This window comes from Actinoplanes regularis (assembly GCF_900188005.1).
In the GTDB taxonomy this organism is placed as follows: Bacteria; Actinomycetota; Actinomycetes; order Mycobacteriales; family Micromonosporaceae; genus Actinoplanes; species Actinoplanes regularis.
In genome coordinates this window covers 1,101,653-1,118,328 of sequence record NZ_FZNR01000001.1, presented here as the reverse complement: position 1 = coordinate 1,118,328, position 16,676 = coordinate 1,101,653, and the positions used below count along the sequence as shown (strand labels likewise).

The following is a 16,676-nucleotide window of genomic DNA, read 5'->3' as shown; positions in this document are numbered from 1 at the left end:
AGATCAGCGAACCCGTGGAGCCCGGACCAAGTCCACAAAGGCCTCACCAAACACCGAAGCCCGGCGAATCGCCGGGCTTCGGACGTCGAGCAGCGGTCAGATCCAGCGACCGCCCAGCCACATTCGCACCGACCAGTCGTCGTAGGGCAATGTCGTGCCGACGAAGACCGGCCAGAAGTAGGCGAAGCAGAGCGCCACCAGCACCACATACGTCCCGGCCACGACCGTGCCGATCAGCTGCCGGTCGGTGCGGGCCGCCCCGCTGGCCATTCCGCCCGGTGGCGTCATGATCGCCCCGAGCACGTAGACCACCGCCAGGATCAGGAACGGCAGCCCGGGCATCAGGTAGAACGAGAACATCGTGCGCCCGTCCTGGATCGCGAAGTAGAACCACGGCAGCAGGCCGGCCATCGCCCCGGAGAAGATCGCGTACGCCCGCCAGTCACGCCGGGCGATCCCGAACCAGACCAGCGCGCACAGCGCCGGCAGGAACGACCACCACAGGATCGGCGTGCCCAGCAGCAGGATCTCGGCGGCACAACTGGCCGCCCCACAGCTGCCGTTGCCGTTCCAGTAGAACGCGACCGGCCGCCCGAGCAGCAGCCACTGCCACGGCCAGGACTGGTAGACGTGCCTCTCGGTGAGTCCGCTGTGGAAGTTGTACGCCTCGGAGTGGTAGTGCATCAGGTTCAGCAGCGGGCCCAGCAGCGGCGGCTCGCTCAGCCCGTTCGCCTCCCGGTAGTGCCGGAAGTAGCCGGTGTCGGTGACGAACCAGCCGGTCCAGGTCGCCAGGTAGAAGACGATGCTCAGGACGAAGCTGAGGATCAGGTAGCCGAGGTCGCCGAGGATGCCGGCCACGAACGGGCCGCGCACCCGGGCCGAGCGGCGTGCCTGCCAGCGCCAGGCCACCACCAGCGCGGCGAAGAACGGCGCGAAGAACAGCGCGCTCCACTTCACCCCGCAGGCCAGTCCGAAGCAGACGCCGCTGACCAGGAGCCACCACGGCACGATCTTCGGGATCTTGTGGGTGGCGTCCGGGTCGAAGCCGTTCGCCAGCTCACGTAGCCAGCGCCGCCGGTAGTGATCCCGGTCCAGCACCATGCAGGCGAACGTCAGCAGGATGAACAGGCCGAGGAAGATGTCGAGCAGCGAGGTGCGGGAGAGCACCAGCTGGAACCCGTCCAGGGTCATCAGCAGGCCGGCCATCCCGGCCAGCACGATCGAGTGGAACATCCGGTACGCGATCCGGATCAGGACCAGGATCATGAGCGTGCCGGCGATCGCGGCCGTCAGACGCCAGCCCAGCTCGGTGTTGCCGTAGATCTTCTCGCCCAGGGCGATCAGCCATTTGCCCAGCGGGGGATGCACCACGTACGCCGGGCCGTTGGTCTTCTCGTCCCACTCGACGCCGTGCTGGAGCATGTCCCAGGCGTCGGTCGGGTAGTACACCTCGTCGAAGATGTACCCCTTGGGCTTGCTCAGCCCGGCCAGGCGCAGGATCGCCGCCGCCGCCGTGATCACCACGGTGACCAGCCAGGAGTACGGATCGAGTCGGCTGTCCAGCGTCGACAGGCGTCGCCGGACGAGTTCGGGCACGTCGCGCACGCCACGGGACGACTCCGCCTCGGCGGGGGAGTCCGCGGTGGTGAGGTCTGTCTCAGCAGTCGCCGTTGTCACCCCGCGATCGTAGGCTGCGTAGCTTTGAACTGACGCCCGGGCGTGTGGTGGACTTTTCGGGTGTCTCGTGAAGAAGTAGGTGCCGGACGTGTCGTCCTGGCCGGTGCTCCGCTCGGCAACATCGGTGACGCCTCGACGCGGTTGCGGGAGGTGCTCGCCAGCGCTGACGTCATCGCCGCCGAGGACACCCGTCGGCTGGCCCGGCTCGCCAAGGACCTGGACGTGACGGTGCGCGGGCGGATCGTCTCGTACTTCGAGGGCAACGACGAGCGGCGTACCCCGGAGCTGGTCGAGGCCCTGGCGGGCGGCGCGGTGGTCGCGGTGGTCACCGACGGCGGCATGCCCAGCGTCTCCGATCCCGGCTTCCGCCTGGTCCGGGCCGCCCTCGACGCCGGTTTCCCGGTGACCGCGGCGCCCGGCCCCAGCGCGGTGACCACCGCGCTCGCGCTCTCCGGGCTGCCCAGCGACCGGTTCGTCTTCGAGGGCTTCCTGCCGCGGACCGGTGCGAATCGGCGGTCCCGGCTGCGGGAGCTCGCCACCGAACCGCGCACCCTGGTCCTCTTCGAGGCGCCGCACCGGATCGCCGGCGCGCTGGCGGACCTGGCCGCGACGTTCGGTGCGGACCGGCCGGCCGCGGTCTGCCGTGAGCTGACCAAGACGTATGAGGAGGTCCGCCGGGGGACCCTGGCCGAGCTGGCGGAGTGGGCCGGTTCCGGCGAGCCGCGCGGCGAGATCACCCTGGTGGTGGGCGGTGCGCCGGCCGGTCCCGGGGCCCGGCCGGACGACGAGGAGCTACGCGCGGCGGTGGCCCGGCGCGAGGCCGCCGGCGACTCGCGGCGGGACGCGATCCAGGCGATTGCCGAGGTGTACGGCCTGAAGAAGCGCGAGGTCTACACGCTCGTGCACAACGCTCAGTAGGCGGCGATCAGGAAGCCGAGCAGGAGCAGTACCGGACCGGCCACGCTGCCCAGCAGCGCCGCGCGCCGGGCCCGCCGGGACTCCAGCTGGCGCGCTCCGGTCGCCCCGGCGATGCCGTACCCGCAGACCAGCACGAGCAGGAAGCCGAGCACCCAGCGCAGGTGCGGGAGCAGCCCGGACGGCGCGGCGTAGGCCTGGGTGCTGCTCGCGTTGACCATCCGGGCGCCGGAGATCGTGCCGGGTTCGCGGCCGCTGCCGGTGATCCCGAGCAGGGTCACCCGGCCGACCGTGAACCGGCCGTCGGCCGCGGCGAACCGGCCGGTGCAGCGCTGGGTGAGGCCGTCGCCGTGGCAGCGGGTCGTGGTGGCGTAGCCCGGATCGCCGTGCCCCGTCGCCAGCCAGAAAGGCTCCGCGCTGACCCAGGCGAAGAACGACGCCACCAGGCTCAGTCCCACCAGCGCGAGCATCGAGGCGACCGGGTTCGTGATCGGCTGCCGGGGCCGGCGTGCCAGGTGCCGGTCGCGCCGCGCCTCGGCCGTGATGCGGGCCTCGTCGGCCTTCCAGAACGGCGAGTTCTCCATTCGTTCCAGACGGTCGGCGGTCGCGGGCGAGACGCCGCCCTCCGGTAGCGGCGGGAGCCGGTGGTCCACGACGATGGGCCGGTCGCGGTCGCCGGGCCGCGGCGGAATTCTGATCTCCAGTACGACCGGAGCCGGCCCGCTCGTGCCGTACGCCCGATCGTCCGCCTCGGCCTCGCCGGTCTCGAGTTCGTCCGCGTCGAGTTCGTCCGCGTCGAGTTCGTCCGCCTCAGGTTCGTCGTCGGGCCGATCCGGCGATCCCAGGCGCCCCGGCTCGATGATCATCATCTCGCCGGCGGTGGTCAGCCGCTCGTCGTGCCCCGGGGTCTTCGGCTGTTCCGGGTTCTGCTGTTCGGCGGTGTCGGCCGAGCCGGCGGCCCGGGCCCGCTCGGCCGCCCGGTCCGCCCAGTCCCGGGAGGTGGGATCCCGGTCGGTGTCGCCCTGCCACCACGAGGGCGGCGGGTCGGTCCGGGCCCACGGGTTACCTTCTGGCGTTTCCCCTGGCTGCGGCGTGTTTCCGGTCACCCTTCCAGTCAACTACGGCCCTCGTCGCCGGGGCCGCCAATGATTGGGCGTGTCGGGACAAATCGGTCGCCGGGCAATCCGTTCGCAGCACCCCGGCGGGGGTCACTACGCTTAGGCGTCATGAGTCACGTTCTCGCCGCGGTTGCCTGGCCCTACGCCAACGGCCCGCGCCACATCGGTCATGTTTCCGGCTTCGGGGTGCCCTCCGACGTTTTCAGCCGGTACATGCGGATGGCCGGCCACGACGTGCTCATGGTCTCGGGCACCGACGAGCACGGCACCCCGATCCAGGTCCAGGCGGACGCCGACGGGGTGACCCCGCGCGAGCTCGCCGACCGGTACAACCGGGTGATCGTGGAGGACCTGCACGGCCTCGGCCTCAGCTACGACCTGTTCACCCGCACCACCACGCGCAACCACTACGCCGTGGTGCAGCAGCTGTTCGAGGGACTGCACCAGAACGGGTACATCGTGGCCCGCACCACGCTGGGCGCGATCTCCCCGTCCACCGGCCGGACCCTGCCCGACCGCTACATCGAGGGCACCTGCCCGATCTGCGGCTACGACGGCGCCCGTGGCGACCAGTGCGACAACTGCGGCAACCAGCTCGACCCGGAGCAGCTGATCAACCCGCGGTCCCGGATCAACGGGGAGACCCCGCAGTTCGTCGAGACCGAGCACTTCTTCCTCGACCTGCCGGCCTTCGCCGAGGCGATCGGCGGCTGGCTGGACCGCCGGGAGAACTGGCGGCCCAACGTCCTGAAGTTCTCCCGCAACCTGCTCGACGACCTGCAGCCCCGGGCGATCACCCGGGACCTGGAGTGGGGCGTGCCGATCCCGCTGGACGGCTGGCGCGACCGCGCCGACAAGCGCATCTACGTCTGGTTCGACGCGGTGATCGGTTACCTGTCCGCGTCGATCGAGTGGGCCCGCCGCACCGGCGACCCGGAGGCGTGGCGCCAGTGGTGGTCGGCCGACGCGCAGGGCAAGGACGCGTCCGGCTACTACTTCATGGGCAAGGACAACATCGTCTTCCACTCGGTGATCTGGCCGGCGCTGCTGCTCGGCTACTCCGGTGAGGGCGACAAGGGCGGCCAGGCCGGCGCGCTCGGCAAGCTGAACCTGCCCACCGAGGTGGTCTCCAGTGAGTACCTGACGATGGAGGGCAAGAAGTTCTCCTCGTCCCGCCGGGTGGTCATCTACGTGCGCGACTTCCTGGAGCGCTACGACGCCGACGCGCTGCGGTACTTCATCGCCGCGGCCGGCCCGGAGTCCAACGACACCGACTTCACCTGGGCCGAGTTCGTCCGGCGCAACAACGACGAGCTGGTGGCCGGCTGGGGCAACCTGGTCAACCGGTCGATCTCGATGGCGGCGAAGAACTTCGGTGAGATCCCGGCCGCCGTCGACCTGACGCCGGAAGACCTCGCCGTGCTGGAGGTCGCCAAGACCGGGTTCGCCACGGTCGGCGAGCTGATCGGCAAGCACCGGCAGAAGGCCGCGATCGGCGAGGCGATGCGAGTGGTCGCCGAGGCCAACAAGTACCTGTCCGAGCAGGCCCCGTGGAAGCTCAAGTCGGATGCGGAGAAGCCGCGCCAGGGCACGATCCTGCACGTGGCGCTGCAGGTGGTGAGCGACGCGAACACGCTGCTCACGCCGTTCCTGCCGCATTCCGCGCAGAAGGTCTTCGAGCTGCTCGGCGGCACCGGGGTGCACGCCCCGATGCCGGAGATCGTCGAGGTCGACGACCTGGACGGTGGCCCGGCGTACCCGGTGCTGATGGGTGACTACACGGTCGGCGCGCGCTGGGAGTCGGTGCCGCTGGTGGCCGGCACACCGCTGAGCGCGCCGAAGCCGGTCTTCCGCAAGCTGGAGCCGTCCGTGGTCGAGGAGGAGCTGGCCCGCCTGGGCGAGTCCTGATCCGTACTGTTCGCTGAAGAAAGGCCCGGCGCTCGCCGGGCCTTCTCGGTTTCAGATCTGGTACGCGATGTCCGCGATGTGGTGATCGGTGAGCTCGTCGATCGGCGCCCAGGCCTCGTAGACCCCACGCTCGTAGCAGCGCGCCCCGGTCACCCCGATCGAGTCCACCTCGGGCCGCAGCAGCCGTAGCCGCGCCCAGGTGTCGTCGCGCTGCAACACCCAGCACGACACCCCACGCCACAGCGCCTGCTCGGCCCGCCGGCTCAGTGTCCGCACCGGGTAGCGGGCGGCACGGGTCAGCGCGCGGACGCGGAACTCGCCGGGCGGGTCCGCGACGGCCTCGTACTCCTTGCCGTCTATGGTGCCGACCAGCCGGGCGGTGCCGGACGCGGTGCACGGCACGTACTCCCGGTCCGGGCTGACGCCGGGAAGCTCGTCGAGCAGGCCACGCCAGCGGGGCCCGGCCAGCCGCAGCCACCCGTGCTGTTCCGGCTGGTACGTGTAGAGCACGACCTCATCGCCGCCCGGGATGTGTGCCATCAACTGGGCGTTGGCCGGGATCGGCAGGTCGGCGAAGCTGGCCGTGACGTACTCCGGGATCAGGTCGTCCGTGCTCGGCGTGAAGCCGGTGCCCAGCACCATCGCACCGATCCGCGAGTGGGCCGGCAGCACGGCCAGGCCCGGCTGCGCCGGTTCGGCCGGCAGTTCGTAGTCGGTCGGGTCGGTGGCCCGCCAGCGCAGGGCGAACGCGACCTGCCCATCGACGGCGCCGTCGGTGCGCAGCAGGTTGAGCTGCTCCGGCTGGGTCAGGTGGGCGAGATCGCAGGAGCGGTAGCAGAAGCCGTAGGGCAGCCAGCCGCCCAGATGCCCGGCGACCTGGGCGGGAGACAGGATCTTGGTCATTCGGGTGCCGCGCCGGATCAGCGCGGTCTCCCGGATCCGGCGCAGGGTGGGGTCGTCACGGTGCACCGCGGACTGGCTCATGGACTGCACTTGCTGCCAGGTCAGGTCGCGGCGCAAAGGTGCCATCAGAGGAGGCTCGAGCGGGTCGGTGCCCAGCTGGCTATCCTCGCCGATCACGGTCACGACGGGGAATTTAAGTGATCCTGGTAGATATCTCGTGAACGGGCGGTTACCGGAAAATGCGACGTGCACAATGTCTCACATGCGTTCGACTGCCCCGTCAAGCAAATCGCCGACACCTTCGGAGAAGCGCCAGGCGAAAGCCGCCCGCCGGGCCGGCGAGTTCCCGGTCGCCCCGGAGCCCCTGGCGGTGCCGGTCTTCGACAGCCACACCCACCTGGACCTGACCATTCAGGAGGCCGGCGTGCCGGGCGGTGTCGATCCGACCGCCGACCCGGTCCAGGCGCTGATCACCGCGGCCGCCAAGAACGGTGTCGACCGGCTGGTCCAGGTCGGGGTCGACGTCGACTCGTCTCGATGGGGCGCAGACCTGGCCGACCGGTACGACGCGGTGCTCGCCGCGGTCGCGCTTCACCCGAACGAGGCACCCCGGCTCTCCGATCTGGACGAGGCGCTGCGCGCGATCGAGGCGCTCGCCGCCCGTCCCCGGGTCCGCGGGATCGGCGAGACCGGAATGGACACGTTCCGCACCGGGGACGAGGGGCGGACCGCGCAGGAGGTCAGCTTCCGGGCACACATCGCGATCGCCAAGCGGTACGGCAAGGCGCTGATCATCCACGATCGTGACGCGCACGCCGACGTGCTGCGGATCCTCGACTCCGAGGGTGCGCCGGACACCGTGGTGCTGCACTGCTTCTCCGGGGACGCCGAATTCGCCGCAGAATGCGTGCGCCGCGGCTATTTCCTCAGTTTCGCCGGAACGGTCACCTTCGCCAGCGCCGGGAACCTGCGCGAGGCGGCCGCGATCACCCCGCCCGAGCTGATGATGGTGGAGACCGACGCGCCGTACCTGACGCCCGCGCCGCACCGCGGGCGGCCCAACGCGTCCTACCTGATCCCGATCACCGTGCGGGCGCTGGCCGCGGCCCGCGGTGTCGACGTCGACGAGTTGTGCGCCGGCATCTCCGCCAACGGCGAGCGCGTCTTCGGTCCATGGAGCTGAGCTCGCGCGCTCGATCACCTCGCTCGCGAGCTGGGCGTGCCCGCCTGGGCGGCGCGGTAGTCGGCCGCCTAGGCTGCTCTCATGGCTGACGGACTGCTCGGCCCGGCGGAGATCCGGGAACTCGCCGCGCGCCTCGGCGTCGCGCCGACCAAGAAGCTCGGCCAGAACTTCCTGCACGACCCGAACACCATCCGGCGCATCGTGGCCACCGCGGGCCTGCGCCCGGAGGATGTCGCGCTGGAGGTCGGGCCCGGCCTCGGCTCGCTCACCCTCGGGCTGGCCGGTGCGGTCCGGCACGTGCACGCCGTGGAGATCGACCCGACGCTGGCGGCCGCCCTGCCGGAGACCGTCGCCGCGGCGCACCTCACCGTGCACCCGGCCGACGCGCTCAAGGTCACCGGCGACCGGTTCGACCCGGCGCCCACGATGCTCGTCGCCAACCTGCCCTACAACGTGGCCGTCCCGGTGGTCCTGCACCTGCTCGCCGAGCTGCCGACCCTGCGCGGCGGCCTGGTGATGGTGCAGAAGGAGGTCGCCGACCGCCTTGTCGCCGGTCCGGGCTCCAAGGTGTACGGCATTCCGTCGGTCAAGCTGGCCTGGTACGCGGCCGCCAGACCGGCCGGGAAGGTGCCGCCGGCGGTGTTCTGGCCGGTGCCCAACGTGGACTCCGGCCTGGTCGCCTTCACCCGGCACGACCCGCCGGCCGGAGCGACGCGCTCCGATGTCTTCGCGGTCGTCGACGCGGCGTTCGCGCAGCGGCGCAAGACGCTGCGTGCCGCGCTCGCGGGGTGGGCCGGCGGCGCGGCCAACGCGGAACAAGTACTCAAGGCCGCCGGGGTGAACCCCCAGGCCAGAGGCGAGTCGCTGACCGTGGGCGAGTTCGCGGCGATCGCCGCCGCGGCGAAAACGTCAGAGCGCGGCGGTAAGCTCAGCCCAACCGGCGCCCAGACCGAGGAGGTGGACTCATGACAGCCGAACCGATCGGTCGTGCGGCGTGGGCCCCTGATTCCGTGATCCTGGCGAGGCCGTTCGAGATCCGGCTGCCGATCCGGGAACTCGCCCCGTGACCGAGGCGTGGGGTCCCGACGACGACGAGCCTCGTCCGCACAACGGCCCGGTGAAGGTTCGCGTGCCGGCGAAGATCAATCTGCACCTCGGAGTCGGCCCGCTGCGGCCCGACGGCTACCACGAGCTGAACACGGTCTATCACGCGATCAGCCTGTTCGACGAGATCACCGCACGGCACGGCGACACCCTCACGCTCACCATGGAGGGGGAGGGCACCGGTCAGCTCGCCCTCGACGAGACGAATCTGATCGTGCGGGCCGCCCGTGCGCTGGCCGCCCGGGCCCGCGTGCCGGCGCACGCGAGACTGCACCTGAAGAAGTCGATCCCGCTCGCCGGTGGTCTCGCGGGCGGCAGCGCCGACGCGGCCGCCACCCTGATCGCCTGCGACCTGCTCTGGGGCCTCGGCTTCTCCCGCGACGAGCTCGCCGAGGTCGGCGCCCAGCTCGGCTCGGACGTGCCGTTCCTGCTCTACGGCGGCACCGCCCTGGGGACCGGTCACGGCGAGGCGGTCAGCCCGATCCTGGCCCGTCCGACGGCCTGGCACTGGGTGGTCGCCGTCGCCGACGGCGGCCTCGCCACCCCGGCCGTCTACCGCGAGCTCGACACGCTGCGCGCCGGCTCCTGGCCGCCGCCCGCGCTGGAGAGCGCCGACCAGCTGATGTCCGCCCTGCGTCAGCGCAATCCGGAGGTGCTCGGCGCGGCCCTCGGCAACGACCTGCAACCGGCCGCCCTCGCGCTGCGCCCGCAGCTTGCCGACGTGCTCAAGGCGGGCACCGAAGCCGGTGCCCTGGCCGGTCTCGTCTCCGGCTCCGGCCCCACCTGTGTCTTCCTCGCCTCCGGCGCCGCCCACGCGGAGAAGATCGCCGAAGGGCTGACCGCCGCCGGGGTCTGCCGGGCCGCGGTCACCGCACGCGGACCGCAGCCCGGAGCGCGGGTAATCTAGAACCCATCGTGGCCAACATCATCAACCTGGACCGGGTCAACAAGGGTTACGGCGCCGCCGGTCAGCTGCTCACCGACGTCTCGCTCGGCCTGGACGACGATGCCCGCGTCGGCATCGTCGGCCTTAATGGGGCCGGCAAGTCCACCCTCCTACGGATGATCGCCAAAGCCGAGGAACCGGACTCGGGACGGGTGACGCACCGCCGTGATCTGCGTGTCGCCGCTCTGCCGCAGACCCTCGCGCTCGCCTCCGAGGCGACCGTGCGCGATGTCGTGCTCGGCACCGCCTGGTTGCCCCAGAGCATGGGCGCCGAGCACGAGTGGGCCGGCGACGCCGGCGTGCGCACCATCCTCGACGGCCTCGGCATGGGTTATCTCGGCCTGGACACCCCGGTCGGCCCGATGTCCGGTGGCGAACGCCGCCGGGTCGCGCTCGCCGCCCTCCTGGTCCGCGACAGCGACCTGCTCATCCTCGACGAGCCCACCAACCACCTCGACGTGGCCGGTGTCGACTGGCTCGCCAAGCACCTGATCACCCGGAAGGGCGCCCTCGTCGTGGTCACCCACGACCGGTGGTTCCTGGACGCGGTCTGCACCATGACCTGGGAGGTCGTGGACGAGCAGGTGCACACCTACGAGGGTGGCTACGCCGCCTGGATCCTGACCCGCGCCGAGCGGCAGCGGGTCGCCGCCGCCGTCGAGGCCCGCCGGCAGAACCTGCTCCGCAAAGAGATCGCCTGGCTCCGGCGCGGCCCGCCGGCCCGCACCTCCAAGCCCAAGTTCCGGATCGACGCGGCCAACGAACTGATCGCCGACGTCCCTCCGGTCCGCGACACCGTCAGCCTGCAGCGGCTGGCCACCACCCGGCTCGGCAAGCAGGTCTACGACCTGGAGAGCGTCACCCTCGACGCCGGTCCCAAGTCGATCTTCAAGGACCTGACCTGGCAGGTCGGGCCCGGCGACCGGATCGCCATCCTGGGCGCCAACGGGGCCGGCAAGACCACCCTGCTGCGGATGCTCGCGGGCGTCACCAAACCCGACGGCGGACGCCTGGTCACCGGCTCCACCGTGCGGCCCGCCTTCCTCTCCCAGGAGCTCAAGGAGCTGCCCGGGCACCTGCGGCTGCTCGAGGCCGTGGAGGAGGTCGCCAAGCGGGTCAAGCTCGGCGACCGGGAGCTCTCGGCCGGTCAGCTCGCCGAGGTGTTCGGCTTCACCGACAAGCGGATCTGGACCCCGGTCAGCGATCTCTCCGGCGGTGAGCGGCGCCGGCTGCAGATGCTGCGGCTGCTCGCCACGGAGCCGAACGTGCTGCTGCTCGACGAGCCCACCAACGACCTGGACACCGACACCCTCGCGTCGCTGGAGGACCTGCTGGACTCCTGGCCGGGCACCATGGTCGTCGCCAGCCACGACCGCTACCTGGTCGAGCGCGTCACCGACGTGGTCTACGGGATGTTCGGCGACGGCCGGCTCGTGCACCTGCCCGGCGGCATCGACGAGTACCTGGCGCGCGTGCAGAGCCCCGGGGTCGTACCGCTGACGGAACCGCAGGCGCCGCAAGCCGGGTCCGGCCTGTCGGCGGGTGATCTGCGCCAAGCTCGCAAGGATCTCGCCCGGATGGAACGTCAGATGGACAAGCTCGCCGAGAAAGAGGCGAAGATCAACGAAAGTCTCGCCGAGCACGGCAGCGACTACGACAAACTGGTTGAGCTGGAAGCCCAGCTCAAGGGTGTCCGGCAGGAGCGGGAGCAGGTCGAACAGACCTGGCTGGAACTGGCCGAACAGGTGCCCGGAAACTGAGCCGGGGGGTGTACCTGCGCCGCTTGTCGCGGATACGCGAGAATCGGGACGACAACACCTGACCTTGGAGACGGACAGCATGGCGCATATTCCGGTCAACCACCCCCTTCGGCCTATGTACCGCTTGGCCGGTTTTGTCGCTGGTGCTTACCTGGTGGTCTTCGGCATCATCGGTTTCGCCACGACCGCCGGTGACAGCTTCACCGGGCACACCGGCGACCGCGTGCTCGGGCAGAGCAGCAACATGCTCTGGTCGATCATCTCGGTCGTCATCGGTGCGCTGATGCTGCTCGGCGCCGCGATCGGCCGCAACATCGACGTCGTGGTCAACAAGTACCTCGGCTGGGCGCTGCTGGTCGTCGGCAGCTTCGCGATGGCCACGATCCGGACCGACGCCAACTTCTTCGGCTTCAGCATGTCCACCGTGATCGTCACCTACCTGGTCGGCCTGCTGATGATCGCGATCGGGCTGTACAGCAAGGTCGCCCCGGCCGCCGAGGCCGGCGCGCCGCGTCAGGTCCGCGAGGGCCGCGCCTCCTGAGACCCGCTGTCGATGACCGCCCCGCCACTGTCAGGCGTGGCGGTCATCGCGTTTTCCGGGTGATCAACCCCGGCCTCGCCTCCAGGTGCGAGAGGCCGTTCCAGGCCAGATTCACCAGGTGCGCGGCCACCGTCTCCTTCTTCGGCTTCCGCGCCTCCCGCCACCACTGACCCACCAGCGCGACCATCCCCACCAGCGCCTGCGAATACAGCTCGGCCAGCTTCGGATCCAGGTCCCGGACCCGGAACTCGGCGCCCAGGATGTGTTCCACCTGGTGCGCCACGTCGTTCATCACGGTCGAGAACGTGCCCGCCGGAGCCAGCACGGGCGCCTGCCGTGCGGTCAGCACCTGGAATCCGTGCGGCTCCGCCTCGATGTAGTCCAGCAGCGCCAGCGCCGCCTGCTCCAGCAACTCCCGCGGATCACCGGCGGTCAGCGCGGCGGTTATCCGCTCCAGCAGCGCGCGCACCTCCCGGTCCACGACGACCGCGTAGAGGCCCTCCTTGCCGCCGAAGTGCTCGTAGACCACCGGTTTCGACACCTTCGACCGTGCCGCGACCTCCTCGACGCTGGTGCCGTCGTAGCCCCGTTCGGCGAAGAGCTGGCGGCCAATGGTGATCAACTGCTCGCGGCGCTGGGCGGCGGACATCCGCACCCGGGTGGAGGGGGCGGGGCGGGCCCGGCGGGGGTGCGGGGACTCGGGCTCCTCGGTCACCCGGGTCATCCTGCCAGGCGGGCGGAGCGGGGGCGGGGCGGCGGACCGGAAGCATCGGTGAGGCGGCATGGGAGATGTCGTGACGTATCGACTTCGCCGCCGCTCGAACGGGGATCGCACGAGTGAAGATCGAGGTCGGTTCGCTATCATGTGACCCGTGGACACGACCGAGAGGGAATGTCCGAAATTGATCCCGGATCGTCTAATGGCAGGACCACGGCTTTTGGTGCCGTTTATGGGGGTTCGAGTCCTCCTCCGGGAGCTCTACATCTGAGTCTGCGGCCGGCCCGGTGCCGGCCGTATCGACCATCGATATTTGCCTACTGCCAACTTTGGAGTTGCGCGTGAGCCAGGTCCCCAGCCGTACCGTCGTCGTCCTCGCCGCCGGTGAGGGGAAGCGGATGAAATCCGCGACGCCCAAGGTTCTGCAGCCCCTGCTGGGGCGCACCCTGCTCGGTCACGTGCTGGCCGTCTCCGCGGCGATCAAGACCGACCGCACCCTGGTCGTGGTCGGGCACAAGGCCGATGAGGTCGGTGCCTTCCTCGCCGGGGCAGCGCCGGAGGCGACGCCGGTCCTGCAGGCGGAGCAGAACGGCACCGGGCACGCGGTGCGGATCGCGCTGGACGCCGCGCCGGAGCTGACCGGGACCGTGGTGGTGCTCAGCGGGGATGTGCCGCTGTTGCGCCCGGAGACGGTGGAGGCACTGCTGGCGGCGCACGAGCGCGCCGGTGCCGCGGCGACCGTGCTGAGCGCCGAGGTGGACCAGCCGGGCGGGCTGGGCCGGGTGGTCCGGGACGGCTCGGGGAACCTGGAGCGCATCGTCGAGGCGAAGGACGCGTCCGCGGCGGAGCTGGCGATCCGTGAGATCAACTCGGGCATCTACGCGTTCGACGCGGTGCTGCTGCGGGACGCGCTGGGCAAGCTGTCGACCGACAACGCGCAGGGCGAGGAGTACCTGACCGACGTCTTCGGGATCCTGGCGGGCCAGGGTCACCCGGTGGCGGTCGAGGTGGCCGAGTTCGCGTACGAGACGCTGGGCTGCAACGACCGGGCGGAGCTGTCCCGGCTGCGGGTGCTGATGCGGGACCGGGTCAACGACGCCTGGATGCGGGCGGGTGTGCTGCTGCTGGACCCGGCGACGACGTGGATCGATGTGACAGCGACGCTGGAGCCGGACGCGGTGGTTGATCAGAACTGTCAGATCTCCGGCACCTCGTCGGTGGCGCGGGGCGCGGTGGTGGGCCCGGATTCCACTCTGGTGGACACGGTGGTGGCGGAGGGTGCGACGGTTCTGCGTACGCACGCGATCGGCGCCGTGATCGGCCCTGCGGCCTCCGTGGGCCCGTTCTCGTACCTGCGCCCGGGCACCAGGCTGGCGCGGAAGGCGAAGGTCGGCGGGTTCGTGGAGACGAAGAACGCCGAGCTGGGTGAGGGCGCCAAGGTGCCGCACCTGTCGTACGTGGGTGACGCGGAGGTCGGGGCGAACGCGAACATCGGCGCCGGCACGATCTTCGCGAACTACGACGGGGTGCGGAAGAGCCGGACCGTGGTGGGTGAGGCGGCGTTCGTCGGGTCGGACTCGGTGCTGATCGCGCCGGTGGAGATCGGGCCGGGCGCTTACGTCGCGGCGGGCTCGGCGGTGGTGAAGGATGTTCCCGCGGGCAATCTCGGGGTGACGCGGGCACAGCAGCGCAACATCGAGGGCTGGGTGGCGATGAAGCGGCCCGGGACGGTGTCGGCGGAGGCTGCGGAGCGGGCCCGGAATATCACCCCTGAGCAGGAGTGATCCAGCGGGGGTGAGTCATCCCACGTAGTGCCTCGGAAACATGGCGGTTACGTGACCGCCAGGGATACTTCACGGGAAACCACCCCCTAATCCAACGGGAGCAGCGATCCGATGGGCAGCATCGTCGCGGAGAACCGTAAGAGTTTGATGCTCTTCACCGGCCGGGGCTTCCCGGAACTGGCTGAGGAGATCGGTCAGGTGCTCGGTGTGGCGCCGACCCCGGCGGACTCGTACGAGTTCGCCAACGGTGAGATCTTCGTTCGGTTCAAGGAGTCGGTGCGAGGCTCGGACGCCTTCGTTGTGCAGTCGGTGACCGAAGGCGTGAACCGCTGGGTCATGGAGACCCTGATCATGATCGACGCGTTGAAGCGCGGGTCGGCGAAGCGCATCACCGTGGTGCTGCCGTTCTACCCGTACGCGCGGCAGGACAAGAAGCACCGCGGCCGGGAGCCGATCTCGGCCCGCCTGGTGGCGGACCTGCTGAAGACCGCCGGTGCGAACCGCATCCTGACGGTGGACCTACACACCGCGCAGATCCAGGGCTTCTTCGACGGCCCGGTGGATCACCTGTTCGCGATGGACATCCTGGCGGAGTACGTCGAGAAGAAGTTCGTCGGCCGGCCGATGACCGTGGTGGCGCCGGACTCGGGCCGCGTGCGGGTGGCGGAGCGGTGGACCGACCGGCTGGGCGGTTGCCCGCTGGCGTTCATCCACAAGACCCGGGACCCGTTGAAGCCGAACCAGGTTGTCGCGAACCGCGTGGTGGGCGAGGTCGAGGGCCGGGTCTGCCTGATCGTCGACGACATGATCGACACCGGTGGCACGATCGCCAAGGCCGCGGACATCCTGTTCGACGAGGGCGCGGCGGACGTGATCGTGGCCTCGACGCACGCCCTGCTGTCGGACCCGGCGACGGAGCGGTTGAAGAACAGCCGGATCTCGGAGCTGGTGGTGACGAACACGTTGCCGCTGGCGCCGGAGAAGCAGCTGGACAAGATCACTGTGCTTTCCATCGCGCCGTTGTTGGCGCGGGCGATCCGTGAGGTGTTCGACGACGGGTCGGTGACCACCCTCTTCGGTGGTTTGAGCTGATTCACGAGGGGTGAGGGCGTCCGTCGTCGGTTATGGCCGGTGGCGGGCGCCCTCGCATGTGTTTTCCCGGTGCCCGGTGTGGCGATCCCCGGGTGATTCCAACGTATTCGCCGCGAGCGTGCCGGACCCGCTGACTCGCACCCGTTCGTGGCAGGTAAGCTAGTACGGTTGCCACGGCGAGGGTGCCCCGCGGTCTGCTGAGGTTCGCAGTCCGCTCGAGGCTCCGTGATCGACGCGGTGCTCCGGGCCTGTGCCCAGCGCGCCCCCTTGCCCGGCAGCGCCGGCGACGGCTTCAACGCCGTCGTTGATCACCACCGAAGTACTGCCGGAATGCCGCAGCCGCAGACTTAGACGCAGCCCGCATCGAAGAGTTTCAGGAGTTTCCCCGTGTCCGAGGTAAAGATCAGCGCCGAGCCCCGTACCGAGTTCGGCAAGGGTGGTGCCCGCCGCACGCGCCGGGCTGGCTTGGTGCCCGCCGTGCTGTACGGGCACGGCGAGGCGCCGCAGCACATCGCCCTGCCGGCCCGTGAGTTCGCGGCCGCCATCCGCCATGGTGGCCTGAACCAGATTTTCACCATCGACATCGCCGGCAACTCGGCCGCCACCCTGGCGCTGCCGAAGGCGATCCAGCGTGACCCGATCCGGGACACCTACGACCACGTCGACCTTCTGATCGTGAAGAAGGGCGAGAAGATTCAGGTCGACGTCCCGGTGACCCTGACGGGTGAGGCCGCCAAGAACACCCTGATCGTGCACGAGTCGAACACCGTCGCGGTGGTCGCCGACGCGCTGCACCTGCCGGCCGAGCTCGAGATTTCGATCGACGGCCTGGAGGCCGGCTCGCACGTGACCGCCGGTGACGTGAAGCTGCCGAAGAACGTCGAGCTCGCGGTCGACGCCGAGGTCGTGCTCGCGATCATCACCGCGGCGCAGAGCACCACGAACGAGCCCGAGGCCGGCGAGGGCGAGACCGCTGAGGGCGCGGCGGAGTAAATTCCGACGCTCGCGCGCGTCAAGGCAACGCGGT

General features: G+C 70.3%; 14 protein-coding genes and 1 tRNA gene. 11 read left to right on the top strand and 4 right to left on the bottom strand.

The features are described 5' to 3' along the window. Nucleotides 1–96: 96 nt before the first annotated feature. Nucleotides 97–1,677 (bottom strand): dolichyl-phosphate-mannose--protein mannosyltransferase, encoded by a 1,581-nt coding sequence (locus CHC09_RS04870; RefSeq protein ID WP_089291680.1) that lies wholly within the window; start codon nt 1,675–1,677, stop codon nt 97–99. A 60-nt stretch (nt 1,678–1,737) separates the two neighbouring features. On the opposite strand from CHC09_RS04870, the gene rsmI reads away from it, so the two are divergent. Next, nucleotides 1,738–2,595 carry a 16S rRNA (cytidine(1402)-2'-O)-methyltransferase gene (gene rsmI / locus CHC09_RS04865; protein WP_089291679.1) on the top strand — a complete coding sequence of 286 codons (858 nt, stop codon included), beginning with the start codon at nt 1,738–1,740 and terminating at the stop codon, nt 2,593–2,595. Here rsmI and CHC09_RS04860 read toward each other — a convergent pair. Then, a complete protein-coding gene (locus CHC09_RS04860) occupies nt 2,589–3,698 on the bottom strand; it encodes a hypothetical protein (RefSeq protein WP_089291678.1) in 1,110 nt (369 codons plus the stop codon). The genes rsmI and CHC09_RS04860 overlap by 7 nt on opposite strands. A gap of 120 nt (nt 3,699–3,818) precedes the next feature. Here CHC09_RS04860 and metG point away from each other — a divergent pair, with 120 nt between their 5' ends. Next, nucleotides 3,819–5,618: a methionine--tRNA ligase gene (gene metG, locus CHC09_RS04855; RefSeq protein ID WP_089291677.1), complete on the top strand. Its 1,800-nt coding sequence runs from the start codon at nt 3,819–3,821 to the stop codon at nt 5,616–5,618. Between the two features lie 51 nt (nt 5,619–5,669). Here the strand turns inward: metG and CHC09_RS04850 are convergent, their stop codons facing one another. After that, on the bottom strand, nt 5,670–6,704 hold the full coding sequence (locus tag CHC09_RS04850; protein ID WP_089291676.1) for a hypothetical protein: 1,035 nt from the start codon (nt 6,702–6,704) through the stop codon (nt 5,670–5,672). 70 nt (nt 6,705–6,774) lie between these two features. Here CHC09_RS04850 and CHC09_RS04845 point away from each other — a divergent pair, with 70 nt between their 5' ends. The 5 genes from CHC09_RS04845 to CHC09_RS04825 all read left to right on the top strand — a co-directional run bounded on the left by CHC09_RS04845 (nt 6,775) and on the right by CHC09_RS04825 (nt 12,055). After that, a complete protein-coding gene (locus tag CHC09_RS04845) occupies nt 6,775–7,704 on the top strand; it encodes a TatD family hydrolase (protein WP_089291675.1) in 930 nt (309 codons plus the stop codon). Between the two features lie 81 nt (nt 7,705–7,785). Continuing rightward, on the top strand, nt 7,786–8,673 hold the full coding sequence (rsmA, locus tag CHC09_RS04840) for a 16S rRNA (adenine(1518)-N(6)/adenine(1519)-N(6))-dimethyltransferase RsmA (RefSeq protein WP_089291674.1): 888 nt from the start codon (nt 7,786–7,788) through the stop codon (nt 8,671–8,673). A gap of 94 nt (nt 8,674–8,767) precedes the next feature. Beyond that, nucleotides 8,768–9,715, top strand: coding sequence for a 4-(cytidine 5'-diphospho)-2-C-methyl-D-erythritol kinase (locus tag CHC09_RS04835; RefSeq protein ID WP_089291673.1), 948 nt, complete (start codon nt 8,768–8,770; stop codon nt 9,713–9,715). 8 nt (nt 9,716–9,723) lie between these two features. Beyond that, complete coding sequence (locus CHC09_RS04830; RefSeq protein WP_089291672.1) at nt 9,724–11,514, top strand: ABC-F family ATP-binding cassette domain-containing protein; 1,791 nt, start codon at nt 9,724–9,726, stop codon at nt 11,512–11,514. Between the two features lie 79 nt (nt 11,515–11,593). Then, a complete protein-coding gene (locus CHC09_RS04825; RefSeq protein ID WP_089291865.1) occupies nt 11,594–12,055 on the top strand; it encodes a DUF4383 domain-containing protein in 462 nt (153 codons plus the stop codon). 43 nt (nt 12,056–12,098) lie between these two features. Here the strand turns inward: CHC09_RS04825 and CHC09_RS04820 are convergent, their stop codons facing one another. Then, nucleotides 12,099–12,779 carry a TetR family transcriptional regulator gene (locus tag CHC09_RS04820; protein ID WP_089291671.1) on the bottom strand — a complete coding sequence of 227 codons (681 nt, stop codon included), beginning with the start codon at nt 12,777–12,779 and terminating at the stop codon, nt 12,099–12,101. Between the two features lie 182 nt (nt 12,780–12,961). On the opposite strand from CHC09_RS04820, the gene CHC09_RS04815 reads away from it, so the two are divergent. The 4 genes from CHC09_RS04815 (at nt 12,962) to CHC09_RS04800 (ending at nt 16,642) form a co-directional block, all read left to right on the top strand. Beyond that, nucleotides 12,962–13,032 (top strand) — tRNA-Gln (locus tag CHC09_RS04815). A gap of 82 nt (nt 13,033–13,114) precedes the next feature. Next, on the top strand, nt 13,115–14,557 hold the full coding sequence (gene glmU / locus CHC09_RS04810) for a bifunctional UDP-N-acetylglucosamine diphosphorylase/glucosamine-1-phosphate N-acetyltransferase GlmU (protein ID WP_089291670.1): 1,443 nt from the start codon (nt 13,115–13,117) through the stop codon (nt 14,555–14,557). A 111-nt stretch (nt 14,558–14,668) separates the two neighbouring features. Continuing rightward, complete coding sequence (locus CHC09_RS04805; RefSeq protein WP_089291669.1) at nt 14,669–15,649, top strand: ribose-phosphate diphosphokinase; 981 nt, start codon at nt 14,669–14,671, stop codon at nt 15,647–15,649. 387 nt (nt 15,650–16,036) lie between these two features. Then, complete coding sequence (locus tag CHC09_RS04800) at nt 16,037–16,642, top strand: 50S ribosomal protein L25/general stress protein Ctc (protein WP_089291668.1); 606 nt, start codon at nt 16,037–16,039, stop codon at nt 16,640–16,642. Nucleotides 16,643–16,676 lie beyond the last annotated feature (34 nt).